The organism is Halegenticoccus tardaugens, assembly GCF_004116405.1.
GTDB lineage: Archaea > Halobacteriota > Halobacteria > Halobacteriales > Haloferacaceae > Halegenticoccus > Halegenticoccus tardaugens.
This window is the reverse complement of the sequence record NZ_SDIC01000003.1, coordinates 370,753-393,104: the sequence shown is the minus strand read 5'-3', so window position 1 is coordinate 393,104 and position 22,352 is coordinate 370,753. Positions and strand designations below refer to the sequence as shown.

23 protein-coding genes are annotated in these 22,352 nt (G+C 67.5%); 7 read left to right on the top strand and 16 right to left on the bottom strand.

Annotation, left to right across the window (positions count from 1 at the left end):
* Positions 1-6 precede the first annotated feature (6 nt).
* From C3L37_RS09635 to C3L37_RS09625, 3 genes are all read right to left on the bottom strand, one after another.
* Positions 7-555, bottom strand: a complete 549-nt coding sequence (locus tag C3L37_RS09635) for a DUF7344 domain-containing protein (RefSeq protein WP_129114395.1) — start codon at positions 553-555, stop codon at positions 7-9.
* A gap of 117 nt (positions 556-672) precedes the next feature.
* Entirely contained in the window at positions 673-1,059 is a 387-nt protein-coding gene (locus tag C3L37_RS09630) for a DUF6276 family protein (RefSeq protein WP_129114394.1), read from the bottom strand.
* Between the two features lie 60 nt (positions 1,060-1,119).
* Positions 1,120-1,815, bottom strand: coding sequence for a V-type ATP synthase subunit D (locus C3L37_RS09625; protein ID WP_129114393.1), 696 nt, complete (start codon positions 1,813-1,815; stop codon positions 1,120-1,122).
* Positions 1,816-1,986: 171 nt separating this feature from the next.
* On the opposite strand from C3L37_RS09625, the gene C3L37_RS09620 reads away from it, so the two are divergent.
* A complete protein-coding gene (locus C3L37_RS09620) occupies positions 1,987-3,702 on the top strand; it encodes an asparagine synthase-related protein (RefSeq protein WP_129114392.1) in 1,716 nt (571 codons plus the stop codon).
* A 50-nt stretch (positions 3,703-3,752) separates the two neighbouring features.
* Here the strand turns inward: C3L37_RS09620 and C3L37_RS09615 are convergent, their stop codons facing one another.
* The 8 genes from C3L37_RS09615 to ahaH all read right to left on the bottom strand — a co-directional run bounded on the left by C3L37_RS09615 (position 3,753) and on the right by ahaH (position 11,985).
* Positions 3,753-5,234 (bottom strand): ATP synthase subunit B, encoded by a 1,482-nt coding sequence (locus tag C3L37_RS09615; protein ID WP_129114391.1) that lies wholly within the window; start codon positions 5,232-5,234, stop codon positions 3,753-3,755.
* On the bottom strand, positions 5,234-6,994 hold the full coding sequence (locus C3L37_RS09610) for an ATP synthase subunit A (RefSeq protein WP_129114390.1): 1,761 nt from the start codon (positions 6,992-6,994) through the stop codon (positions 5,234-5,236). Before C3L37_RS09610 ends, C3L37_RS09615 begins: the two co-directional genes overlap by 1 nt.
* Before the next feature lie 3 nt (positions 6,995-6,997).
* Complete coding sequence (locus tag C3L37_RS09605) at positions 6,998-7,321, bottom strand: V-type ATP synthase subunit F (RefSeq protein WP_129114389.1); 324 nt, start codon at positions 7,319-7,321, stop codon at positions 6,998-7,000.
* Positions 7,318-8,364, bottom strand: coding sequence for a V-type ATP synthase subunit C (locus C3L37_RS09600; RefSeq protein WP_129114388.1), 1,047 nt, complete (start codon positions 8,362-8,364; stop codon positions 7,318-7,320). Before C3L37_RS09600 ends, C3L37_RS09605 begins: the two co-directional genes overlap by 4 nt.
* Positions 8,361-8,942 carry a V-type ATP synthase subunit E gene (locus C3L37_RS09595; protein WP_129114387.1) on the bottom strand — a complete coding sequence of 194 codons (582 nt, stop codon included), beginning with the start codon at positions 8,940-8,942 and terminating at the stop codon, positions 8,361-8,363. Before C3L37_RS09595 ends, C3L37_RS09600 begins: the two co-directional genes overlap by 4 nt.
* Positions 8,943-8,964: 22 nt before the next feature.
* Entirely contained in the window at positions 8,965-9,219 is a 255-nt protein-coding gene (locus C3L37_RS09590) for a hypothetical protein (RefSeq protein ID WP_129114386.1), read from the bottom strand.
* Positions 9,220-9,401: 182 nt separating this feature from the next.
* Entirely contained in the window at positions 9,402-11,666 is a 2,265-nt protein-coding gene (locus C3L37_RS09585) for a V-type ATP synthase subunit I (protein ID WP_129114385.1), read from the bottom strand.
* Positions 11,653-11,985: an ATP synthase archaeal subunit H gene (gene ahaH, locus C3L37_RS09580; RefSeq protein ID WP_129114384.1), complete on the bottom strand. Its 333-nt coding sequence runs from the start codon at positions 11,983-11,985 to the stop codon at positions 11,653-11,655. Before ahaH ends, C3L37_RS09585 begins: the two co-directional genes overlap by 14 nt.
* Before the next feature lie 177 nt (positions 11,986-12,162).
* Here ahaH and C3L37_RS09575 point away from each other — a divergent pair, with 177 nt between their 5' ends.
* Entirely contained in the window at positions 12,163-12,786 is a 624-nt protein-coding gene (locus tag C3L37_RS09575; RefSeq protein WP_129114383.1) for a methyltransferase domain-containing protein, read from the top strand.
* Here C3L37_RS09575 and C3L37_RS09570 read toward each other — a convergent pair.
* From C3L37_RS09570 to C3L37_RS09560, 3 genes are read right to left on the bottom strand one after another with little or no spacing between them, the layout of a single operon-like run.
* Positions 12,755-13,342, bottom strand: a complete 588-nt coding sequence (locus tag C3L37_RS09570) for a type IV pilin (protein ID WP_129114382.1) — start codon at positions 13,340-13,342, stop codon at positions 12,755-12,757. The two genes, C3L37_RS09575 and C3L37_RS09570, sit on opposite strands and share 32 nt — an antisense overlap.
* A gap of 33 nt (positions 13,343-13,375) precedes the next feature.
* Positions 13,376-14,698, bottom strand: coding sequence for a DUF7096 domain-containing protein (locus tag C3L37_RS09565; RefSeq protein ID WP_129114381.1), 1,323 nt, complete (start codon positions 14,696-14,698; stop codon positions 13,376-13,378).
* Positions 14,699-14,729: 31 nt separating this feature from the next.
* On the bottom strand, positions 14,730-15,044 hold the full coding sequence (locus C3L37_RS09560; protein WP_129114380.1) for a hypothetical protein: 315 nt from the start codon (positions 15,042-15,044) through the stop codon (positions 14,730-14,732).
* Between the two features lie 18 nt (positions 15,045-15,062).
* Here C3L37_RS09560 and C3L37_RS09555 point away from each other — a divergent pair, with 18 nt between their 5' ends.
* The 4 genes from C3L37_RS09555 (at position 15,063) to C3L37_RS09540 (ending at position 19,049) form a co-directional block, all read left to right on the top strand.
* Positions 15,063-16,073, top strand: coding sequence for a helix-turn-helix transcriptional regulator (locus tag C3L37_RS09555; RefSeq protein ID WP_129114379.1), 1,011 nt, complete (start codon positions 15,063-15,065; stop codon positions 16,071-16,073).
* A 75-nt stretch (positions 16,074-16,148) separates the two neighbouring features.
* On the top strand, positions 16,149-16,943 hold the full coding sequence (locus tag C3L37_RS09550) for an electron transfer flavoprotein subunit beta/FixA family protein (protein WP_129114378.1): 795 nt from the start codon (positions 16,149-16,151) through the stop codon (positions 16,941-16,943).
* Between the two features lie 11 nt (positions 16,944-16,954).
* Positions 16,955-17,911, top strand: coding sequence for an electron transfer flavoprotein subunit alpha/FixB family protein (locus C3L37_RS09545; protein WP_129114641.1), 957 nt, complete (start codon positions 16,955-16,957; stop codon positions 17,909-17,911).
* A gap of 295 nt (positions 17,912-18,206) precedes the next feature.
* Positions 18,207-19,049, top strand: a complete 843-nt coding sequence (locus C3L37_RS09540; RefSeq protein ID WP_129114377.1) for a polyprenyl synthetase family protein — start codon at positions 18,207-18,209, stop codon at positions 19,047-19,049.
* An 81-nt stretch (positions 19,050-19,130) separates the two neighbouring features.
* On the opposite strand, the gene C3L37_RS09535 is transcribed toward C3L37_RS09540, so the two are convergent.
* Entirely contained in the window at positions 19,131-20,270 is a 1,140-nt protein-coding gene (locus C3L37_RS09535; RefSeq protein ID WP_129114376.1) for a DUF373 family protein, read from the bottom strand.
* A 150-nt stretch (positions 20,271-20,420) separates the two neighbouring features.
* The gene (locus C3L37_RS09530; RefSeq protein WP_129114375.1) at positions 20,421-21,104 is read right to left on the bottom strand and encodes a DUF6517 family protein; all 684 of its coding nucleotides are present in this window, start codon (positions 21,102-21,104) and stop codon (positions 20,421-20,423) included.
* A gap of 170 nt (positions 21,105-21,274) precedes the next feature.
* On the opposite strand from C3L37_RS09530, the gene C3L37_RS09525 reads away from it, so the two are divergent.
* The gene (locus tag C3L37_RS09525) at positions 21,275-22,270 is read left to right on the top strand and encodes a radical SAM protein (RefSeq protein WP_129114640.1); all 996 of its coding nucleotides are present in this window, start codon (positions 21,275-21,277) and stop codon (positions 22,268-22,270) included.
* Positions 22,271-22,352 lie beyond the last annotated feature (82 nt).

The following is a 22,352-nucleotide window of genomic DNA, read 5'->3' as shown; positions in this document are numbered from 1 at the left end:
CGACCGTCACCGACGAACGCTCCGGCGACGGCCGCAGTGGTACGCCGCCGAGACCGCGAGCACGCTCAGGACGATCCCCTGCCAGTGGTGGGTGGCGAGGAACGTCGGCGTCGACACGCCCGCGACGTGAGCCAGAAACGAGAGGAGGGCGAGGACGCTGAGGGCGAGGTAGGACCACGCCCAGCGGTCGACGGTGCCCGTCGACTCGACGGCGTCCATGGCAGCGATCACCCGCTCCGCGCCCGGTTCGTAGCGAACGACCTTCGCGTCAGCGTCGTACGCGACGACGCCCATCGAATCGAGCTTCGGCAGGTGGGTCTGGTGCAGCGACGCGTACACGCTCCGCCGAACGCGGCGCGGCGGCGGCGACTCACCCGCCTCGGCCGCGGCGATCGCCGCCGAGAGGTCCGAAAGCGCGAGGAAGTCGTCCCGACGAAGCCGCTCCATCACGCGACGACGGCGGTCGTTCCCGAGTATCTCGTGGATGTCCGTCCGCGCCAGCCGCCGGGCTTCGTCCCGCCGGTATCGAACCCGTTCGGCTCGGACGGTTTCCATCGTCGTCGTATTAGATATTCGATCAGTATTAACCCATTTTATGCGGCAATATTTTCTATTAATTAAATACGTTTTTTAGAATGATTCTTCGCCTCGCGAGACGCACTCCCCCTCCGATCACTCGAGCGATCCTTCGAGCTGGACCCGCCGCCGTTCGAGGTCGAAGTGGGGATCGACGTCGGCCGCGGTCAGCCGATCGAGGAGTAACAGCGGATCGGCTCCCGCGCGTTCCGCGCGCGCACAGAGCGTTTCGATGGCGGCGCGGTTGAGCGCGAGCGAATCGAGCAGGCCGAGGAGCAGCGCCGCCGTCGCCCCCGCCTCCCCGCCGGGGAAAAAGTCGCCGATCCGTGAAAAATCGGGATTCGAGGCGTCCTCGTCGGTCGGATAGACGCGGAGACAGGTCGGGCAGATCGCCGCGCGATCGGAGCCGTCGGGCGCGTGCGCTCGGACGTCCGCCGGGACCGCGAACGGGACCGCCGTCGTCTCGCAGTGCGGGCAATCCATGACGAAGAGAGGAGCCGGCGTCGCAAAGTGATTGTCGGGTGGCCGGCGGCGGACGGCCGCTCAGTCGTCGGCGGTGACCGTTCCCGGCTCTTTCGCGGCGGCCTCGTCCGCTTCCTTCTGCGCCTTCTCCTCTTCTTCCTTCTTCGCCTTGATCTTCTTGAGCCGGAAGATCTCCTCGCGCTCCTGCTCTTCGAGCTTCTGCTCGATGTAGTCCTGGCTGTCGTACAGGTCCGGCAGGAGCTTGAACTCCAGCGCGTTCACGCGGCGCTTCGTTGTCTCGATCTCCTCCAGCATCTTCTTCATCGCCGTCTCGACCTCCGCGGCGAGGATGATGGATTCGAGGAGGTCCTCGTACGCCTCCGCCGCCTCGTCGATGCGCGCGCTCGTGCCGAGCAGGCCGTACCCGCGCTGGTCGAGGCTCTTTTTCACCCGGCTGGACTCGATCTGGGGGACGACGACCCCCATGATGTTCTTCGACTGGGTCGTGATTTCGGGGTGCTCCTTGAGCGCGGCGGCCGCGCCGCGGACCGCGACGTCGCCTTCCATCGCGCGGGCCATGTTGATCGTGCGCTGGGCGCGCTCGTAGTCGTCGTTGAGGCCGCCCCGCACCTCCTGAGCCTGATCGAGGATGTCCATGAACTCCATGATGAGGCCGTCACGCTTCTGCTCCAGCGTGTCGTGACCCCGCTCGGAGAGCTCGATCCGGTCCTCGATCTCCATGAGGTTCTTGCGGGTCGGTTTGACGTCTTCGGCCATTATTACGGTGGGTTTGTCGACGTGGACAGATAATCTTTTACAGTCCGAGACGGCGACGACGGTTCGGGCGGGCGGCCGGTTTCGACGCCCGCGAGCGAACCGTTCGCGAACCGTCGTCGCGGTTTCTTTACTCGACGCATAATAATGGCCTCCGTCCGTCACGGGGTACACATGGCTGACGAACTCATCGTCTCGTTCTCCGATCCGCGGGTCCGCGTCGTCGAGACGGACGACGGCCCGTGGTTCGTCTCGGCGCTCGATCTCGACGCGCTGGAGCGGTTCGTTCGGACCGTCGACTCGGTCGCCGAGGCCCAGGAGCGGATCGGCCGCGTCGCCGAGAACGCGGTCGTCGCGCACGTCGCGGTCGACGGGGACCACGCCGAGGCGGTGTACGCGTACCGAAGCCCGACGACGACGCGGGAACTCTACTACCTCCAAGGTTCCGACGGAACCGCGGTCGTCACGGACCACTTCCGGACGGCGCTCTCTCACCTCTCGGTCGAGGATCGGACCGTCCCCCGCCGGGCCATCGCGGATCACCTGCTCTACCGGGGGCCGCTCGGACCGGGCTCGCTCGTCACCGGCATCCGCCTGCTCGGGCAGAGCGAGTGGCTCCGGTGGAGCGGCGAGCCGAACGAGTGGGAGACGACGCTCACCGACCGCCTTCGGGTCGACGAGACGGTCCCGCCGTCGGAGGCCGAGGAGGTGGTAGACGAGACGCTCGCGGGCGTGCTCGCGTCGGCGACGGGCGACGAACGCGTCGTGAACCTCTTTTCGGGCGGCGTGGACTCGACGCTCACGCACACCTACTTCGACGAGTCGGTCCCGGCGCTCTCGGTCGGAATCGACTCGCCCGAGTACGCCTACGAGATCGAGTACGCGGAGGAGGCGGCCGACCTGCTCGGGGCGAACTTCCGACAGCTCATGCTCGACGAGGACGACGTGCTCGCGCACACCGAAGCCGGGATCGAAGCGCACGGCTCGCCGTCATACGCGTTCCCGTCGGTCCTCGTCGAGCAGGGGATCCGCCACGGCGAGGCGGGGACGTACGTCTCCTCCATCGGCGCGGACACGTTGTTCGGGATGGATATAAAGAGCGCGCGGATCGCCTCGTGGCTCGAACCGGCGCTGTCGCTGCCCGGCGTCGGAATCGCCGCCGCCCGGGGGCCGAAGCCGATCAGCGACCGCCTTCGAACCCTCCTGACGCTGTCCGACCAGCTCAACCGAAGTCCGTCCGACCCCGAGTCGTACTACCAGCAGATCGTAAAGTACGTCGAACCCGAGCTCGTCGCGGCGTTCGTGGGCGAGGACCTCGTCGCCCAGCGCTGTCGGCGGCTCGCCGACTACACGCAGAACCGGATCGTCAGCGCGCGCATGGACGCGCGGTCGTTCGGAAAGCGGATGGAGTTCGCCCACCTCTTCAGCCTCTACAGCCACGGCAACGGCGGGCGGTACCGGCAGCTCGCCCACGCCCACGGGAAGCCCCTCGTCTCGCCGTACGAGACGGAAACGATGGTGCGCTGTTCGCTGTCGGTGCCGGCCGACCGTCGGTACATCCAGGGGCTCCGGGGCATCCGCGACCTGACGCCGAAGTACCTCCTGAAGAACCTCGTCGAGAAGCGCCTCCCGGGCTACGACGCGCACAAGGAGAAGGGAGCCGGCGTCCTCCCGTACCGGCGCTACCGCGAGGGCGGCGCGCTCGCGGACGCCTTCGAGAAGTACGAACTGCCCGAGTTCGTACCCGACCGGCTTCGAAAGGAGGCCACCGAGGAGGCCGGCCGCCAGTCGTGGAACCTCCTGACGTACGCCATCTGGCGCGACCGCGTGCTCGCCGACACGAACCTCGAACCCGTGCCGGCCGGCGAAGAGCGCGTATTCGGGTTCTGAGGGACGGCGCGTCGGCGGGCGAACGACCGCCCAAGCGAAAAAGTGACCGTTCAGGCCTCGGCCTCGACGGCCTCCGCCTCGTCCTCGCTCTCGGCCTCGTCTTCGAGGTAGTACTTCTCGATGAGGTCCTCGTCGACGCGGTTCAGCTCCGTCTTCGGGAACATCGAGAGGAGCTCCCACCCGATGTCCAGCGTCTCGTCGATGGAGCGGTTGGTGTCGAAGCCCTGATCGACGAACTCCGTCTCGAAGCGGTCCGCGAAGTCGAGGTACTTGTTGTCGCGCTCCGACAGCGCCTCGCGGCCGACGATGTTCACGAGGTCGCGCAGGTCCTCGCCCTCGGCGTAGGCGGCGTACATCTGGTCGGAGACGTCGGCGTGATCCTCGCGGGTGAGGCCCTCGCCGATGCCGTCGTCCATCAGCCGCGAGAGGCTCGGCAGCGGGTTGATCGGCGGCTGGATGCCCTGGCTGTTGAGCCCGCGGTCGACGTAGATCTGCCCCTCCGTGATGTAGCCGGTGAGGTCCGGGATCGGGTGGGTGTCGTCGTCGCCGGGCATCGTGAGGATCGGGATCTGCGTGACCGACCCGTCGCGGCCCTCGATGCGGCCCGCGCGCTCGTACAGTTGCGCCAGGTCGGTGTACATGTACCCGGGGTACCCCCGCCGGCCCGGCACCTCCTCGCGCGCCGCGCCGATCTCGCGCAGCGCCTCGCAGTAGTTGGTCATGTCCGTGAGGATGACCAGCACGTGGTAGTCCTTCTCGAAGGCGAGGTACTCGGCGGTCGTCAGCGCCATCCGCGGGGTGACCGTCCGCTCGACGGCGGGGTCGTCCGCGAGGTTCATGAAGACCACGGAGCGCTCCAGCGCGCCGGTGCGTTCGAAGTCCTCCATGAACTCGTTCGCCTCCTCGGCCGTGATCCCCATCGCGCCGAAGATCACCGCGAACTCCGACCCGCCCTCGCCCTCATCTTCGGCCCGCGGCGCTTCGCCGCTCGCTTCGTCCGAGGAGCCCGCCTCGCTGGCCTCCTCCGGCACGGTCGCCTGTCGGGCGATCTGGAGCGCGAGGTCGTTGTGCGGCAGGCCTGAGCCGGAGAAGATTGGCAGCTTCTGCCCGCGGACGAGCGTGTTCATCCCGTCGATGGCGGAGACGCCGGTCTGGATGAACTCCTCGGGGTACTCCCGCGAGAAGGGGTTGATGGCCGCCCCGACGATGTCGTGGCGGTCGTCCGGGACGATCTCCGGCCCGCCGTCGATGGGCTGGCCGGAGCCGTCGAGCACCCGCCCGAGGAGGTCCTCGGTGACGGGCATCTTCAGCGTCTCGCCGACGAAGCGGACGGACGCGTTCTTGTCGATGCCGGTGGTCCCCTCGAACACCTGGATGGCGACGATCCCTTCCGAGGATTCGAGGATCTGTCCGCGCTTGGTCTCGCCGTTCGGCGTCTCGATCTCGACGATCTCGTCGTAGCCGATCGGCTCGTCCACCTCGGCGAACACCAGCGGACCGCTGATCTCGGTTATTGTCTGGTACTCTTTCATTAGTACAGCTCCCGGAGTTGCTCCGCGATCTCCTCTTTGAGCTCCGCCACGTACTCCTCGTAGTTCTCCTGGACGCCGATGCGGTTGATGCGCGGCGCGGCGTCGATGGCCGTGATCTCCTCGACGGGGACGCCGGCCTCGAGCGCCTTGAACGCCTCGTCGTAGTACGCGTGGATGGTGGTGAGGATGAGGTACGTCTTCTTCGGCGGGCAGTAGGTGTCGACGTCGTGGAACGCGTTCTGCTGGAGGTACGCCTCGCGGAGGTACCGCGCGGCGTCGAGCGTCAGCTGCTGGTCCTCCGGCAGGGCGTCCTTGCCGACGAGCTGGACGATCTCCTGCAGTTCGTCCTCCTCGTCGAGCACGTCGACCGCCCACTGGCGCTCCTCGGCCCAGTCGTCGGAGACGTTCTCGATGAACCACGGGTCGAGCTGGTCTTTGTACAGCGAGTAGGACTCGTTCCAGTTGATCGCCGGGAAGTGACGCCGCTCCGCGAGGTCGGCGTCGAGCGCCCAGAACGTCTTCACGATGCGGAGGGTGTTCTGGGTGACCGGCTCGGAGAAGTCGCCGCCCGGCGGCGACACCGCGCCGATCGCCGAGACGGAGCCCTCCGTGCCGTTGATGTTCTCGAAGTAGCCGGCGCGCTCGTAGAACTCCGAGAGCCGCGCGGCGAGGTACGCCGGGTACCCCTCCTCGCCGGGCATCTCCTCGAGCCGGGAGGAGATCTCGCGCATCGCCTCGGCCCACCGCGAGGTGGAGTCGGCCATGAGCGCCACGTCGTACCCCATGTCGCGGTAGAACTCCGCGATGGTGATCCCCGTGTAGATGCACGACTCGCGCGCCGCCACGGGCATGTTCGACGTGTTGGCGATGAGCGACGTCCGGGCCATGAGCGGGTTGCCGGTCGTCGGGTCCTCCAGCTCGGGGAAGTCCTCGATCACCTCGGTCATCTCGTTGCCGCGCTCGCCGCAGCCGACGTAGACGATGATGTCCGCGTCCGCGTACTTCGCGAGCTGGTGCTGGGTGACCGTCTTCCCGGACCCGAACGGACCCGGGATGGCGGCCGTCCCGCCCTTGGCGATGGGGAAGAGGCCGTCGAGGATGCGTTGTCCGGAGACGAGCGGCGTCCGCGGCGTCTTCTTCTCCGCCGACGGGCGCGCCTCGCGCACCGGCCACTCCTGGTGCATCGTGATCTCCTCGCCGTTGTCGAGTTCGACGACCGTCTCGGTGACGGTGAACGCGCCCTCCTCGACGCTCGCGACCTCGCCGCCCTCGAAGTTCGGGGGGACGAGCACCTTGTGGTCGATCGTGACCGTCTCCTCGACGACGCCGACGACGTCGCCGGGTTCGACCGCGTCGCCGACCGAGACCTCGGGGGAGAACTCCCACTCTTTGTCCATCTCGATGCCGGGCGCGTCGACGCCGCGGTCGAGGAAGGCGCTCTGCATCTTGCTCTCCAGTACGTCCAGCGGCCGCTGGACACCGTCGTAGATCGTGTCCAGGAGGCCGGGACCGAGGTCGACCGTCAACGGCTCGCCCGTGTTCTCGACGGGTTCGCCGGGGCCGACGCCGGAGGTCTCCTCGTACACCTGAACCGTCGTGAGGTCGCCCTCGATCTCGATCACTTCGCCCATCAGCCCTTCGTCGCCGACGTAGACGACGTCGTTCATCCGGGCGTCGAGATCGCGGGCGGTCACGACCGGACCACTCACGCTCTGAATGACACCGTCCTCGCGGACGGTCTCCTGTGTTGCCTGACTCATTCGTTAATCTTCCTCCATGAGGTCGATGCCGATAGCTCGTTTGATCTGTTCGCGCAGTCCGCCGCTGCCCGCGCCGCCGCCGAGGGTCACGAGCGTCGGCTCGATGCTCGTCTCGACCGCCCGCCGGGCGTTCCGGGAGAGGGAGTCGAGGTCGTCGGCGTGCATCACCACGATGCCCACGTCGTCGTCGGACAGCGTCCGCTCGACGGCGTCGTCGAGCCGTTCGTCCTTCTCCTCGTCGGGGACGTTCTCGAACTTGCGGACGCCGGCGAGGCGGAACCCGGTGGTGAAATCCGGACTGCCGATGACGGCGATCTCCTGACTCATAGTATCACGAGCTCCTCTTCGATCTCCTCCGCGTCGAGGCCGGCCTCGCGGCCGCGGGCGATCGCCCTGATGTTCTCCACTTCGCGCTCCTTCGCAAGGATGTACGAGATGATCGGCGTCACCGACAGCGGGAACACGTACCCGAGGCTGTCGGAGTATTCGAGCAGCGCCGCCTCCAGCGCGCGCTCGAATCCGATCAGGCTCTCGGCCTGCTCCAACTCGTCGACCGCCGCCGAGAGGTCGTCGCCGTACGCGCTGTCGCGGATGCGCGAGACCAGTTCGTCCGTGTTCTGTGCCAGCGCCGAAAGCTCCGACGCGTTGAAGAGCCGCCCGCCGTCGATGTAGTACTCCGAGGGATCGATCTCCGCGCCGCTTCGGGCGAGCCGCAGGGCGTTCCGAGCGTTTCGGAAGTCGATCTCCGCTCGCAGGAACTCGTGGTACTGCTGGGTCGCCTCGTCGACGACGAGCCCGTCGAGGAGGTTCTCGTAGAACGCGCGGTCGACCGCGTTTTCGAGGGGGACGAGAACGCCGGTCTCCTCGTAGTCCTCGTACGCGTCGGCGAGCGCGTCGCCGAAGATGGTGCGGTCCAGCAGCTCGACGGCCTCCTCGATGGAGCCCGCGTCGAGCAACCGGTTCACGAGCCGCTCGTCGAACTCGCCGGCGCGGATGAGGTCGTCCTCGATCGCCTGCCGGTCGAGCTCCGAGTACAGCCCCCGGAGCACCGTCTTGACGTTCCACGCGTCGAACTTCCGCAGGTAGCGGGCGATGAGACCGTACAGCCGGCCGTTCGCCCAGTCGAGGATGTCGTCGAACTGCTTCGCGAGGTTGCGGTTCAACGCGTACTCGATGAGGTCGACGCCGGAGTACCGCGCCCCGAGCGCGTTTATCTCCGCCTCGTACTCCGACTCCTCCATGAAGCGGGCGATCTCGGCCGGTCCCATCCGAACCAGCTTGCGGTAGTCCTCGTCGCTGTACAGGGCACCGCGTCGAGCCCTGACGCGGGCGTTGACGTACTCCGGATTCGAACTCCCGGCGGCGCTCATTGCTCGAAGAGTCGGGCGCTCAGTTCCTTCAAGTTGTCCTCCCAGACCGCTTCGAGGACCGAGTCGAAGGTGTTGTTCACCCGGACCCGCGAGGCCGTGCTCTCGACGACGACGCCCCCGAGGCAGTCGTACTCGCCGGCGACGTCGAACCCGTCGTAGTCGTCGGCGATCGCCGCGAGCAGCGCCTCGTCGTCCGCGCGGCCGTAGACGCGAACGTCGTCGTCCGCGTCGAACTCCTCGGCCGCCGCGTCGAGCAGCTCGCGGGTGAGCGTCTCGCGCTTCGTCCCGTCGAGTTCGACGAGCGACCGCTCGACCTCCGCGCGGACCTGCTGCAGCACGTCGCGGCGGGCTTCGAGCCGCTCCTGCTTCGCTTCGAGCTTCGCGCTGGAGAGGGTCTGTTCGCGCTCCTGGTCGATCCGGCGCTCGACGGCCGCTTCGCGCTCTTCGAGGATGCGCGCCGCGTCCGCCTCCGCGTCGGCGATGATCTCCTCCGCGCGCCGGTCGCCCTCGGCGCGGATCTCCTCCGCACGCGCGCGGGCCTCGTCTCGAATGTCCTCGACGACTGTTTCCAAACTCATTGTGAGAGGGGAGAAAGGCGGTTTAGCCGACCAGGAACACGACGACCAGCGCGAGGATGACGAGCGTCTCCGGCAGGACCGTGAGGATCAGGCCCCGGACGAAGAGGTCCTCGTTCTCGGCGACCGCGCCGACCGCCGCGGCGCCGATGCCGCGCTCCGCGTACCCCGCGCCGAACGCGGCGAGACCGACCGCGAGGGCGGCCGCGGCGCTCGCGTCGATGGCTGGACCGCCGCCTTGCTGTGCAACGTTGGCGAACTCTGTGGCGATTTCAAACATGTGTGGGTGGAAGTCCTTTTAATACGGGTTTTGTCGTCTCCGAACGTTCGTAGTTCACCTCAGGTCGCTCATAAAGCTTCCCAAAGAAGGCGAGCGAAACTACTGGAAGGGGGACGAACGAGGCGATGGCTACCGGTTACGCGAAGAAGATTAAAACGTGAAGACCCGATCCGAGAGGGTCGTTAGTCCTGCGTGGTGTACCGCCGCTCGTAGCCGAACGGCTTGTACTCGTCGCCGCCGCCCTCGTAGAACTTGCCGAAGAACTCGACGTACTCGAGACGGACGGCCTGCAGGCCGGCGCTGGTTACGCCGAGCGCGAGCACCAGCAGGTGCCCGACGACGAGGACGATAATGCCGAGCAGGATGGTGGCCGCACCACCGTGGACGAGGCCGGGGAACATGATCGCCTCCGCCCCGTACTCGCCGATGACGTACTCCGGACCGTAGCTGGTCATGAAGTGGAACTCGCCGTCGGACTCGTACGCCCCGAAGAACAGGAGGTTGACCGTGAAGGCCATCCCCGCCTTCGCCAGCAGCACCGCGGCGATCCGGGTGTACGACAGCACGTTCACGAGCACGTTCAGGAATTCGATGGACTCCGCGGGCTCGCCCACGACGAGCAGTCCGAGCCCGAGCAGGAAGACGAGCAGTGGCACGGTGATCGGTCCGACGCCGGGGATGGAAAACACTTCCATCGCTGGGAAGCCGTTGAACCCGATCGGAATCACGCCGTCGGTCGAGAACGTCGTGTAGAGGAACGCCGGCGACGTCCCGCGAAGGGCGTCGCTGAAGATCCAGATCCACAGGCCGTTCAGCATCAGGAGCCACGACCCGCTCTCGTAAAGGGCGTGTTTGAAGTCGTGCAGTTCGAGCGTCTCGACGAAGTCGAGGATCCACCCGATGTTGAGGTGGGCGATGCCGATGAGCACGCTGACGGCGAGCCACCCGAGCGCCCAGTCGACCTGACCCGGCGAGAGACCCTTCTCGATCGGCGGGTGGCTGAGGCCGAGCGCGCCCTCCCAGAGGTACTCGGAGATGAGGTGCAGCCCGAAGAACTCGCCGTAGAGGACGCCGAACAGCATCGTGAAGAGGCCGGCCCAGATGGTGATTCCGCCCATGCTCTTGAAGCCGGGACTGTCGAAGTTCGTGTAGAGGTAGTAGCCGATGAGCGAGTAGACGATCCCGTAGCCGAGGTCGCCGATCATGAAGCCGAAGAAGGCCGGGAACGTAAGGAAGACGAAGACGGAGGGGTCGAACTCGTTGTACTTCGGGCGGCTGACCGCGTTCGTCAGGACCTCGAACGGCTTGACCGCGCCGGGGTTGTTCTGGACGACCGGCGGCGAGTCGTCCTTCGTGACGACCGCGCTGCCGCCGTCGGCGCGGGCCTCCTTTTCGCCGCCGTCGGATTCGGCGGGCCGCGCCCGCGACTCGTCGGGTCCGCGACCGCTCGTTGCGGCCGGTTCGCCCGGGCTCTCCGAGATCTGTTCGATCCACGGCTCGTGACTGCCGCTCTTGAAGCTCGCGCGCTGGAGCTCTTCGACCTCGACGTGGTCGCCGACCTCCGTCTGGAGCGCGTTCGAAAGCTGCGAGTACCGCTTCGTCGGGATCCACCCCTCGGCGACGAACGCGTTCTCGGTCGTCGCGAACGAGAGCGGCGCTTCGGTCTTCTGCACCTCGATCGTGAGCTTCTCCTCGGCGGCGAGGAGGAACCCCGCGACGTCGAGTTTCAGCTCCTCCAGATCGTCCTCGACGGTGGCGAGCCGCGATCGAAGCTGCTGTGCGCGGTGGCGCAGTTCCCCGACGTACTCCTCCGGACTCCCCTCGGCGTCTGGGATCTCGAAGGCGGCGAAGTCGGTGCCGACGAGCGCGTCCGCGAGCGCGTCTTCGTCCGCGTCGGGAGCGGGTCGAGCGAACGCGGCGAGCACGCCCTCGGACTCGAAGATCTCGTACTCGGCGAGGTCGTCCGCGTCGGCGATCGCGCCCTCGACGGCGGGACGCTTACCGCGGCCGACGACGACCTGCAGCGAATCGTACCCGGAGAGCAGGTCGAGGTCGATCCCGAGCGCCGCGAAGGGCTTCATCGCGTCGATCTCCTCTTCGACCTCGCGGAGTTCCGATCGGAGCTCGTCGCGGCGGTCGTCGAGTTCGTTCACCTGCGCGCGGACCGACGCGAGTTCCGCTTCGAGCGCGTCGTCCGTGACGATTCGGGCCGGGCCGGCGTCGTCGTCGTCGACGTCGAGGATGCTCTCGATCGATCGGACGGTGACGAGCCTGTCGGACGCCGTCTCCGCGCCCGCGACCGGATCGCCGGGGGAGAACCCGTCCCAGGAGCCGTCGTAGTCGGAGACGTGCAGGAGGTTGAGTTGGTGGACGGTCTCGATGACGTCGGCCATGACGGCCTTCGACCCCGTCACCGAGACCTTGCTCATCTGCTCAGGTCTGAGCATGCACCGCCTCCTCGAACCGTGTCAGGGCGTACTCGACGGCGTCGGGGACGTTGTCCTCGGCGGCCGCCGCCAGCCGTTCGCGGGCCGCCTCGCCCTCGCTGAGGATCTCCTCGCGGCGGGCGTCGATGTCCGTTCTGGCCTCAGCGAGGCGGGTTTCCTCCAACTCGTCGGCCTCCCGTCTGGCCTCCGCGCGGATCTCGTCAGCGCGCTCGCGGGCCTCGGCGATCCGTTCTTCGCGGTCCGCTTCGGCCTCCTCGACGATCTCGTCGGCCTCTCTCTCGGCCGTTTTAATCCGTTCGAGAACCTCTGGTCTCGGCATACTCACTAATCGTTCGAACGTTGCACGAGCGGCGTATAAGGTGTTTGCGGAACCGCTTCGGGGAAGCGAAAGAATCGCGCGGCGCGGAGGGAGGCGATCGAGGACGGCCCCGTACGGAGCCGTCCGGCCCGCCGGGAATCCTCACCGTTATGGCCCCCGCCTCCCAAGCCGGCGACGATGGGAGTCCTCGAAGACAAATCGCGGGCGCGGCTGTTCTACAAGTACCTCTCGAAGGTGTACGATCAGGTCAACCCCTTCGTCTGGAACGAGGAGATGCGCGCGGAGGCGCTCTCGCTTCTCGACATCCAGCCGGGCGACCGCGCGCTCGACGTCGGCTGCGGGACCGGGTTCGGCACCGAGGGACTCCTCCAGCACACCGACGACGTCCACGGCCTCGACCAGAGCGTCCACCAGATGGAGAAGGCCTTCCGGAAGTTCGGAAAGCACGACAGGGTGAAGTTCTACCGCGGCGACGCCGAGCGGCTCCCCTTCGGGGACGGCTCCTTCGACGTGATCTGGTCGTCCGGATCGATCGAGTACTGGCCGAACCCCGTCGCGGCGCTGCGGGAGTTCCGCCGCGTCGTCAAGCCCGGAAAGCGGGTGCTCGTCGTCGGCCCCGACTACCCGAAGTCGACGGTGATGCAGAAGCTCGCGGACGCGATCATGCTGTTCTACGACGAGGGGGAGGCCGACCGAATGTTCGACGAGGCGGGTTTCGTCGACGTCGAACACCACATCCAGCAGGCGCGCCCCGGCAGCCCCCGAGCCATCACCACGGTCGCCCGCGCGCCGGAGGAGTAGACCGACTCGCCGCGACCGTCTCCTCTTCGCTCGACTCGTCTCGTCCCGTTTCGACCCGTCTCATCCCGTTTCGGCTTATCTCGCCACGTTTCTCAGCGCCGCTCGACGTCGCCGAGAGCCTCGCTATCGGCGCGTCGCGGTGGGAAATCCGAACGACGACGCGCGATCCCGGCCGAATCGGCGGTTCGTTGGTTCCCGCGACCCGCAGCGTCGCCGTTTCGCCCGCCGTCCACTCCGGGTCGGCGGCCGGGTTGAACGGCCCGCTCGGGCCGGACTCGAATCCCCGCGCCGAGAAGAACGGCACTGACGGCTGGTGAGAGAGTTCCTCGCCGTCGACGCGGACGCGGAGGCGCAGTTCCCGTACGTCGAGGTCGTCGCCCCCGGCGTGAGCGATGGTCAGCCGGTCGTCGGAGACCGAGAGCGTGAGCGCGGCCGACGGCGGCGAGTCGACGGACGCGACGGTCAGCGCCGCGCCGGCCACGGCCGCCCCGAGGAGCACCGTCAGTCCCAACAGCGCCGCGACGCCGACGGCCGGAACGGTCGCTCGATCGGACACGGGTCGACTTCGATCCGTCTTCGGATAAAAAGCTCAGCGCCGCCGGATCGTCGACGGGGAGACGCGGACGGCCTCCTCGGCATCGTCGCTCCCGTTTTCGCTCTCGTTCGTGGCCTCTCGCGGCACCGCCGGCGTCACTTCCGCGCTGACGACGGAGTTGATTCCGGGCGCGATCTTTATCGCCCTGATCGTCACGTTCTCACGCGGGGCGACCACCCAGAGCGATCCCGCCTCGTTCGTGCGGCCGATGACGTCGGCGCTGGAGGCGGTGACGTTCGCCCGGACGGGATCGCCGGTTTCGCTGTCGTTCAGTTGGATCTTCATCGGTCCCCCGGGGTACGACGGATACACCTCGAGGTCAAGGCCATCCTGCGTTTCGCTGACCGGCTCGGCCTCCGGCGTCCTGTTCAACGCGACCCGCTGTTCTTCCTTGAACACGGTACCGGAGTCGCCCCGGTCGACGAACGCCGTCAGGTGCGTCCGTCTGGACGAAACCTCGCCGATGAACACGTCGCTCGACTGCGACTGCGGCGAGGAAGTTCGAAAGCTCCCTCGGTCCATGAACGAGGGGTAGTGCTCCTCCATCACCGCCTCGAGTTCGTCGATGTCGATCCGGCGGTTCGGATCGTCGGGTCGCCGCGTGCCGTCGTACGCCTCGCGAACGTACTCGTCGTCGGTGATCGTCGAGATGACGAACCCGTCGTCGGCGGTCTCGACGTAGATCCGCGTCGCCGGCGCGTCGCCCCGGATCACGTCGCCGACTTCGTCGCGGACCGGACCCCGAAGCGTCCGGAGTTCGATCCGCGCCACCTTCGACCGCCGGTCGACGTCGAAGTCTTCGATGTCGGCACCCGCCCGCTGCAGCGACGTCACGTTGGCGGCGAGCTGGTCGGCCGCGGCGTCGATGCGCGCGAGCCGAATGAGCAGTTCGGTGGTTCCGATCTCGCCCTCGCCGTGCCGTCGGAGCGCCTCCCGTTCGGCGGATCGAAGCTCGTCGGTTCGGATTTCGACCTCCGTCATGGTTCGCTGGATGTGCGCCTTTCGCCGCTGTTCGTCGTCGATTTCCCCGAGTTCCTCCTCCGTACGTAGCGTTCCGAATCGGTTGTCCAGGCGCTCGTTCCGAAGCACGAGCGCGGCGCTGAGGTTCGCTCGCGGCTGGCTGTAGTTCGTTCGGTTGACCGCGTCCGCGTCGAGCATGAGAACGTTCGTCTCGTTCGGCGGCGTCGAGATCGACCGCGGCGGCGAGTCGGGTGCGCCGTCGACCCGATGAACCGCGCCGCCGTCAGCGGGTACCGCCGCGCCCGCCACCGAAGAGAGGACGAGAGTGACGGTTAAAAACCCGACGAGGAGTTTCATGAGGGCGTGGTATATCCTCTTGCTACAAAAACTAGTCGCTGTTCGTGAATGAATAGTGTTTGATATATTTGAATTCCGCGGCGACGGTGACGTCCCTCCCCGGCGCAGGCGTCCGATTTCCGTCCGGTATTCCGTCGAAGTGGATTACTCTTTGATGGAAAACGTTTTCATCCTCTACTGAGAGTTCCTGAAACGTATGCGGCGTGCCGCCCTCGTATTCGCTCTCCTCGTCCTCACAATCGGCGGTGTCGCCGCTCCCACCGCCGGTGCTCTCGGAACGTCCGCGGGGGCGACCCACGTCGAGGTCGGTGAAGAGTCGACCCCGAAAATCAATCCGTCCGAGCACGGGGAGGAAACCGCCCAGATGTCCCCGGACGAATCCGACGGAACCGACCTCGTTATCGCGATCACGAAGAACGGCGACGCCCGCTGGAAGGTCGTCACCCGGTACACGTTGGAGAGCAAAAACGACACGGCGGCGTTCGAGCAGTTGGTCTCTGACCTCCGCGCCGGAGAGGCGAACGCCACGATGGACGAGCGGACGTTCCGAAGCGTCGCCCAGCAGTCGTCTACCGCGACCGACCGAGAGATGGCGATCCGGAACGTCACCTACACCGGGAGCGTGGACGAGGACAACGAGACGGGGACGTTGACGATGGCGTTCACGTGGAAGAACTTCGCCGAAGAGCGCGACGGGCAGCTTCACGTCGGCGATGCGTTCCGATCGCCCGGCGGCGGAACGTGGCTTCCCCGGATTGTGGCCGATCAGACGCTCACGATTCGGATGCCTCCCGGGTACCACATCGACGAGAGCGACTTCCGCGCGAGACAGGAAAACCGGTCGCTCATCGTCGACGGACCCCGCGAGTTCGAGTCGGGAACGATCCGCGTCACGTACGCGGAGTCGAACTTGCCCGAAATCAGAGGCGGCGTCGCGCCCGAGCTTCTCGCCGGAATCGGCCTCGTCGTGGCGCTCATCGTCGCCGGCGTCTGGCTGCTCCAGAGACAGGACGGCGACGAGCCGTGGAGTCGCGACGGCGATGCGCTCGCGGTTCGATCGTCGGAGGCGGACGATCGGGACGAGACGGGCGGCGACGAGCGCGAATCGATGGACGAGGTGCCGTCGAACGACGAGGACGCGGTCGATCTCTCGCTCCTCTCCGACGAGGAGCGCGTCGAGCACATCCTCGAACGGAACGGCGGCCGGATGCGCCAGGCGAACATCGTCGCGGAGACCGGGTGGTCCGACGCGAAGGTGTCGCAGCTCCTGTCCTCGATGGCCGACGACGGCCGCGTCGAAAAGCTTCGACTCGGGCGTGAGAATCTCATTTCGTTCCCCGACTGGGAGGACGACTCGGACGACGAGGGCGACTGATCGGCGAACGCGGGAGGCGTCGTCGGGTCGCCCCTTCCGAAAGCATTTACCCGCAGCTAGAGGTAGTGGTCGATGATGAAGGTTCTCGTGACCGTCAAAGAGGTCGCCGAAGTGGAGGAGGACTTCGAGATCGAGGGCGTCGGCATCTCGGAGCGCTACCTCGAGTACGACCTGAACGAGTGGGACGACTACGCGGTCGAGGAAGCCGTCCAGATCGCCGAGGCGGACGAAGACGTCGAGGTCGTGAGCGTCACCATCGGGCCGGAGCGCAGCGAGGAGACCGTCCGGATGGCCCTCGCGAAGGGCGTCGATCGAGCGATTCGGGTGTGGGACGACGCGCTCGAAGCGACGGATCTGCTCGACGTGTCGGCGAAGACCCGCATCCTCGCGGCCGTGGTCGAGGAAGAACGGCCGGATCTCGTGCTCACCGGCGTCCAGGCTGGAGACGACAGTTTCGGCGCGACGGGCGTCTCGTTGGCCGACGCGATCGGATTCGAGTGGGCCGCGGTCGTGAACGCCCTCGACCTCGACTCGGAGGGGGGCGTCGCGAGCGTCCACCGCGAACTCGAAGGCGGCGTCGACGAGGTCACCGACGTGGATCTCCCGGCGGTGCTCACCATCCAGACGGGGATCAACGAGCCGCGGTACGCGAGTCTCCGCGGGATCCGGCAGGCCCAGCGCAAGGAGATCGCCGGGAAGAGCCTCGTCGACCTCGGACTCGACGCCGAGGCGGTCGAAACCGACGTCGCCCTGACCGACATGTACGAACCCGAGAGCGAATCCGACGCGACGATCTTCGAAGGGAGCGCCGAGGAGACGGCCACGCAACTCGCGGAAGTGCTCCGGGAGAAGGGGGTGAGCGCGGAATGAGCAGCGCCGAGGTGAGCGACGTTCTCGCCGTCGCCGAGCACCGCCGCGGCGACCTTCGCGACGTGAGTTACGAAGTCATCACCGCCGGGCGGCAGCTCGCGGACGCGACGGGCGGTGATCTCCACCTGGCGGTCATCAGCGGCGACGTGGACGGTTTCGCCGAGAAGCTGAACCGCGAAGGAGTGGACGAGATCCACACCGTCGACTACGGCGAGGAGTTCAACCACGACGTGTACGTACAGGCGATCGAGGCGCTGTGCGACGACCTCGATCCGGCCGTGCTCCTGATGCCGAACAGCGTCAACGGCCTCGACTACGCCCCGGCGGTCGCGAACGCCCTTTCGCTGCCGCTCGTGACGGATGCGATCGGTTTCGAGTGGAACGGGAGACTGACGGCGACCCGCGAGATGTACAACTCGAAGGTGGAGACGACCATCGAAGTGGACGCCGGGCGCGTCGCGGTCACGATCCGCGGCGGGGAGTGGCCGGGCGCGGAGGGAACCGGCGACGCAGACGTGTCGGCGTTCGACGTCGAGATCGACGAGGACGCCCTCGGTTCGCGCGTCACCGGCTTCGAGGAGGCCAGCCTCGGCGACGTGGACATCTCGGAGGCGGACGTGCTCGTGAGCGTCGGACGCGGCATCGAGGAGGAGGAGAACATCGACCTCGTGCGCGAACTCGCCGACGCGCTCGACGCGACGCTGTCGGCGTCTCGCCCGATCGTCGACAACGGCTGGTTGCCGAAGAACCGACAGGTCGGCCAGTCCGGGAAGGTCGTCACGCCGAAGGTGTACCTCGCGATCGGAATCTCCGGGGCGGTCCAGCACGTCGCCGGAATGAAGGGGGCCGAGACGATCGTCGCGATCAACACGGATCCGAACGCACCGATCTTCGACATCGCGGACTACGGGATCGTCGGCGACCTGTTCGACGTCGTGCCGGAGCTGATCGACGAGTTCGAAGGCTAGGGCTCACGCTCGCACGGCGCGATCGACCGACCGATCACGGACGGATGGCTCACCGAAGGGCGGGCAGGCGGCGCGAGGGCGCGCGGGAGACGGCGCGAGAGACGTGAGATGGCGCGCCGCGCGCCCGCTGACCACCTCGCGGTCGATCGTCAGATCACAGCGGTGATGGTCCCGTCTTCGTATATAAACCGTCGCGCCGTTTCTGCGCGCTAACGAAACGCGGAGAGCCGTCGTGTTCGAGGCGAACCGGCGCGTTTCGTCACGTACTTGCGTCACGATCACCAGCGCGTAACTAATGGAGTATCTGGAGCGGCGTGTCGCGCTGGTAAACGACCGACTCGCGGCGGTCGTCGACGGAGTCGAGCCCGACGAACTGTCGGACGAGCTCGACCACGTCGCGCTCGCGGGCGGCAAGCGCGTCCGGCCGGCGGTGACGGTGCTGGCCTGCGAGGCCAACGGCGGCGCGCCCGAGGACGCCGTCGACTTCGCCGTCGGCGTCGAACTCGTTCACAACGCGTCGCTCGTCATCGACGACATCATCGACCGCTCGGACGTCCGGCGGGGCGCACGGAGCGCGTGGCGGGAGTTCGGGTACGGCCCCGCGATCGTCGCGAGCGACGGCCTGCTCGGCGAGGCGTTCGCGCTCTTTTCGACCGACGAGCAGGCGATGCAGATCGTCGCGGAGTCGATGGTCGAACTCGGCGAGGGTGAGGCGACGGAGCTCGCCGCCCGTCCGACGAACGAACGCGAGTACATGGAGCTTGCGCGCCGGAAGACGGGGGCGCTGTTCCGCGCGGCGGCCGAGCTCGGCGCGGTCGCGGCCGGGGTCGACGGGTTCACGGTCGAGGCGTTCGGCGAGTACGCCGAGCGGGTCGGCGTCGCCTTCCAGATCCGAGACGACGTGCTCGACGCGACGGCGGACGCCGCGGAGCTGGGCAAACCGACCGGACAGGACGAGGAGATGGGCCGTCCGTCCGTGGTACGGGTGACCGATCTCACGCCCGAGGAGGCGAACGAGCGCGCCCGCGCGGAAGCCGATCGGGCGCTGCGGGCGCTCGAAACGGCGGACCTGGAGGAGACGGCGGCGCGGGGGTACCTCCGCGACCTCGCGGAGTTCGTCGTCGTCCGCGAGCGGTGACGAGGACGGTATCGGCGATGCCGACGGTGACGACGGCGGCACGGGCGGCGGCGGCGACCCGACGGGAGGCTCAGACGGCGTTCACGCCGGTTCCGCGCCGGTCGGGTACCGCGACTCGGCGATGGCGAACGCGAGCGTGCTGAGCACGCCGAGCAAGGTTCCAACCGTCAGCGCGACGGCGAGGCCGGTCAGCGAGAACGCCCGGACGCTCGGCACGTTGACGGTCGGCGGGAGCACGACGTCCGACAGGAAGAAGCCGGAGACGGCGTAGAGCACCACCGCGATGGCGACGACGTAGAATGGGGCGTTGAGGTACCGCCACTTGAACCGGTCGGCGAGGTACTCGTCGGTCACCTGCCCGAGGCTGCTCGTCACGCCGGCGGCGGCGAACCACTGGACGGCGCCGTGGACGAGCGCCGCGAGGATGACGCCCGGCGGGAGTTCGCCCGGGTAGCTCGCCCGGACCGCGTCGAGCGTCTCGACGCCCTGGATGCCGCCGACGACCATCAGCGCGGCCGCGACGATGTAGGTGATGAGCGTCACCCGGCCGGCGTACAGCACGTTCCGGGCGTGCTCGGCCGCGTCGTCGACGACGCGTTCGAGCCCCAGCCCGCGAAAGAGGACGTACAGCCCGAGCAGCGCCGAGATGAGGCCGAGAACCGCCGCGCCCTGCACGTCGAAGTAGCTGGCGATGACGACGAGTGGATAGATGAGAAGCAGGATGCCGAGCGGGACGAGGATCGTCCCGCGCGTTTCCGGGTCGGCGAGCACCTGCTTCATCGTGTAGTACATAGATTCGAGGTCCTGCGCCTGCCGGACGACGACCCGGCGAACGCCGTCGATTGGGACGCGCGAGCGGATGACCGGCAGGACGGACTCGTCCTGCGCGCCGTCGGTGATGACGACCGCCCGGACGTTCTCGCCGGTCCGCAGGTTCGCGAGCACGGTGTCGATCTCCTCGCCGACCGCGCGGTTCGCCTTCACGTCGCTCCCCTGCACGCCCGTGACGGCGACGACCTCCACCTCCTCGTCGCCGTCGGCGGCCAGCTCGTCGTGGACGTGGATCCCCTGGAACAGCACGTTCAGATCCGAATCCTCGGGGTCGACGGTGGCGAGCGCGACCGCCGCCTCCTCGACGGCCTCGCGGCCGATGACGGGCGTCCGGAGGCCCGTCTTGCGGCCGAGGTCGTCGTCGAGGTCGACACAGAGGACGAGCAGCATCGGGCGGAGGTATGTCGTCGGGCTATATCTGTTTTCGGGAGCAGGGAGCGACGGCGGGGGTTCGAACGGCGGTGGCGCGGTCGATCGGGCGGGCGACCGGAAACCGCTCGGCGGACCGGACGGCGGTGCGAACTCGCCGGTTGATCGACGTCACTCGCTCGCCCCGCGGTGTTCGACGGCGGCGAGCAGGTCGCGGACGGCGTCCCCCTCGCGGTACATGACGCGCGGGTGCGCCGCCAGGCAGACGACGAAGTCGCCGCCGGCGGCGACCGCCTCGGAGACGTAGAGGTAGATTTCGACCGACGCGTTCGCGTCGAGGAGGCGCGCGTCGGCGGTGAACCGCGTCACGGTCGCCTCCGTCCCGAGCACCGACGCGTCGAACTCGCTCTCGGGGCTGACGTTCCGGACCGCCTCGTAGCGCTCCTGCACCGTGTGGGCGATCTCCGCCGTCGACATGTCCGCGACGGGGTTGAACGCTCGGCCGAGCACCTCCACCTTCGGGGTGCTGAGCGTCGCGAACACGGCCCCTTGCAGGCGGCCGAAGGCGCCGAGGTCGATCGCGCGGTCGTACTCGCAGATGACGTTCGTCACGTCCACCTCGCGGCCGACGCCGAAGACCTCGTACCGCCGCGTGACGACGTCCTCCGTGACGCGGTGCTCCGCGTACCCGGACGCGGAGAGCGCGGCGTCCGGAAGCGGCGCGCCCGAGGCGGCGAATTCGACCGATCCGTCGCCCGTGATGCTCCCCGCACACCCGGCGAGCCCCGCGCTCAACGCGGCCGCGGTTCCGGCGAGCACTCGACGACGCGTCGTCCGGCGATTCGATACAGACATGGAAACTGATATGACTTCGATAATATATAAACTGATCAGTGTTCGGGTTCGAGGTGCCGCGCAACTGGTCGAGCGCGCGGGCGTCGACGTCGGCGGTGGAGCGGGAAAACGGTGCACGCCGGATCGGAACGCACGCTTTTTCCCGCTCCGCGGAGAAGGACGGGCAACGAATGATCTCGAAGGGCTGCGAACAGTGCGCCGTGGGCGGGAAGATGGTGCTCTTCGTCTACGGCTACTGCGACGAGCGGGACTGTTTCTACTGTCCGCTCGGCGAGAACCGCAAGAACGTCACCGACGTGTACGCCAACGAGCGGCTGGTCGAGTCCGACGAGGACGTGATCCGGGAGGCGAAGCGCATGGACGCCCTCGGCTCGTCGATCACCGGCGGCGAACCGCAGGAGGCGCTCGACCGGACCTGCCACTACGTCTCGCTTCTGAAGGAGGAGTTCGGGGAGGACCACCACACGCACCTCTACACCGGGATCACGGGCGGCAGGGAGAACATGCGCCGCCTCGCCGACGCCGGCCTCGACGAGATCCGCTTTCACCCGCCGTATGAGCTGTGGGGCGACCTCCACGGCACCGAGTGGGAGGACATCCTGTACGTCGCGCGCGAGGAGGGCCTCACCCCCGCCTTCGAGATCCCCGGCATCCGCGCAGAACCCGAGTTCCTGACGTTCCTCGACGAGGGCGCGGCGGAGTTTTGCAACGTCAACGAGTTCGAGATGAGCGACGGGAACTACCGCCGGATGAAGGAGGAGGGCTACGAACTGCAGGAGGGACACATGAGCGCCGTCGACGGCTCGAAGGAGGCCATCCTGGAGGAGATGGGCAAGCACCCCCGCGTCTACTTCTGCACGAGCGTCTTCAAGGACGCCGCCCAGCACCGAAACCGGCTGAAGCGGATGGCGCGGATGATCCGCCGGGAGTTCGACGACGTCACGGACGACGGCACCCTCGTCTACGGGAAGACCTGGGAGACAGAAGAGCGCCTGCGCGAACTCGGCGTTCCGGAGGAGTTCTACGCCGTGAAGACCGACCACGTCGAACTCGCCTGGTGGCTGCTGGAGGAGATGGTCGAGGAGGGCGACGTGCGGAAGGGGGAGATCGTCGAGCAGTACCCGACCGTCAACGGGACCGTGGTCGAGCGGACGCCGCTGGCGTGACGCGTCGAGCGTCGCTCCGCCGACGGTCGCGCGCGCACGGGAAACGCGAAACCGAAGCCGTTTATTGGTCGAGACGGCGAGC

Bases quoted from the DNA above. Each gene is read 5' to 3' on its own strand.
- C3L37_RS09635 (WP_129114395.1), bottom strand. From the start codon at position 555: ATGGAAACCGTCCGAGCCGAACGGGTTCGATACCGGCGGGACGAAGCC.
- C3L37_RS09630 (WP_129114394.1), bottom strand. From the start codon at position 1,059: ATGGATTGCCCGCACTGCGAGACGACGGCGGTCCCGTTCGCGGTCCCG.
- C3L37_RS09625 (WP_129114393.1), bottom strand. From the start codon at position 1,815: ATGGCCGAAGACGTCAAACCGACCCGCAAGAACCTCATGGAGATCGAG.
- C3L37_RS09620 (WP_129114392.1), top strand. From the start codon at position 1,987: ATGGCTGACGAACTCATCGTCTCGTTCTCCGATCCGCGGGTCCGCGTC.
- C3L37_RS09615 (WP_129114391.1), bottom strand. From the start codon at position 5,234: ATGAAAGAGTACCAGACAATAACCGAGATCAGCGGTCCGCTGGTGTTC.
- C3L37_RS09610 (WP_129114390.1), bottom strand. From the start codon at position 6,994: ATGAGTCAGGCAACACAGGAGACCGTCCGCGAGGACGGTGTCATTCAG.
- C3L37_RS09605 (WP_129114389.1), bottom strand. From the start codon at position 7,321: ATGAGTCAGGAGATCGCCGTCATCGGCAGTCCGGATTTCACCACCGGG.
- C3L37_RS09600 (WP_129114388.1), bottom strand. From the start codon at position 8,364: ATGAGCGCCGCCGGGAGTTCGAATCCGGAGTACGTCAACGCCCGCGTC.
- C3L37_RS09595 (WP_129114387.1), bottom strand. From the start codon at position 8,942: ATGAGTTTGGAAACAGTCGTCGAGGACATTCGAGACGAGGCCCGCGCG.
- C3L37_RS09590 (WP_129114386.1), bottom strand. From the start codon at position 9,219: ATGTTTGAAATCGCCACAGAGTTCGCCAACGTTGCACAGCAAGGCGGC.
- C3L37_RS09585 (WP_129114385.1), bottom strand. From the start codon at position 11,666: ATGCTCAGACCTGAGCAGATGAGCAAGGTCTCGGTGACGGGGTCGAAG.
- ahaH (WP_129114384.1), bottom strand. From the start codon at position 11,985: ATGCCGAGACCAGAGGTTCTCGAACGGATTAAAACGGCCGAGAGAGAG.
- C3L37_RS09575 (WP_129114383.1), top strand. From the start codon at position 12,163: ATGGGAGTCCTCGAAGACAAATCGCGGGCGCGGCTGTTCTACAAGTAC.
- C3L37_RS09565 (WP_129114381.1), bottom strand. From the start codon at position 14,698: ATGAAACTCCTCGTCGGGTTTTTAACCGTCACTCTCGTCCTCTCTTCG.
- C3L37_RS09555 (WP_129114379.1), top strand. From the start codon at position 15,063: ATGTCCCCGGACGAATCCGACGGAACCGACCTCGTTATCGCGATCACG.
- C3L37_RS09550 (WP_129114378.1), top strand. From the start codon at position 16,149: ATGAAGGTTCTCGTGACCGTCAAAGAGGTCGCCGAAGTGGAGGAGGAC.
- C3L37_RS09540 (WP_129114377.1), top strand. From the start codon at position 18,207: ATGGAGTATCTGGAGCGGCGTGTCGCGCTGGTAAACGACCGACTCGCG.
- C3L37_RS09535 (WP_129114376.1), bottom strand. From the start codon at position 20,270: ATGCTGCTCGTCCTCTGTGTCGACCTCGACGACGACCTCGGCCGCAAG.
- C3L37_RS09530 (WP_129114375.1), bottom strand. From the start codon at position 21,104: ATGTCTGTATCGAATCGCCGGACGACGCGTCGTCGAGTGCTCGCCGGA.
- C3L37_RS09525 (WP_129114640.1), top strand. From the start codon at position 21,275: ATGATCTCGAAGGGCTGCGAACAGTGCGCCGTGGGCGGGAAGATGGTG.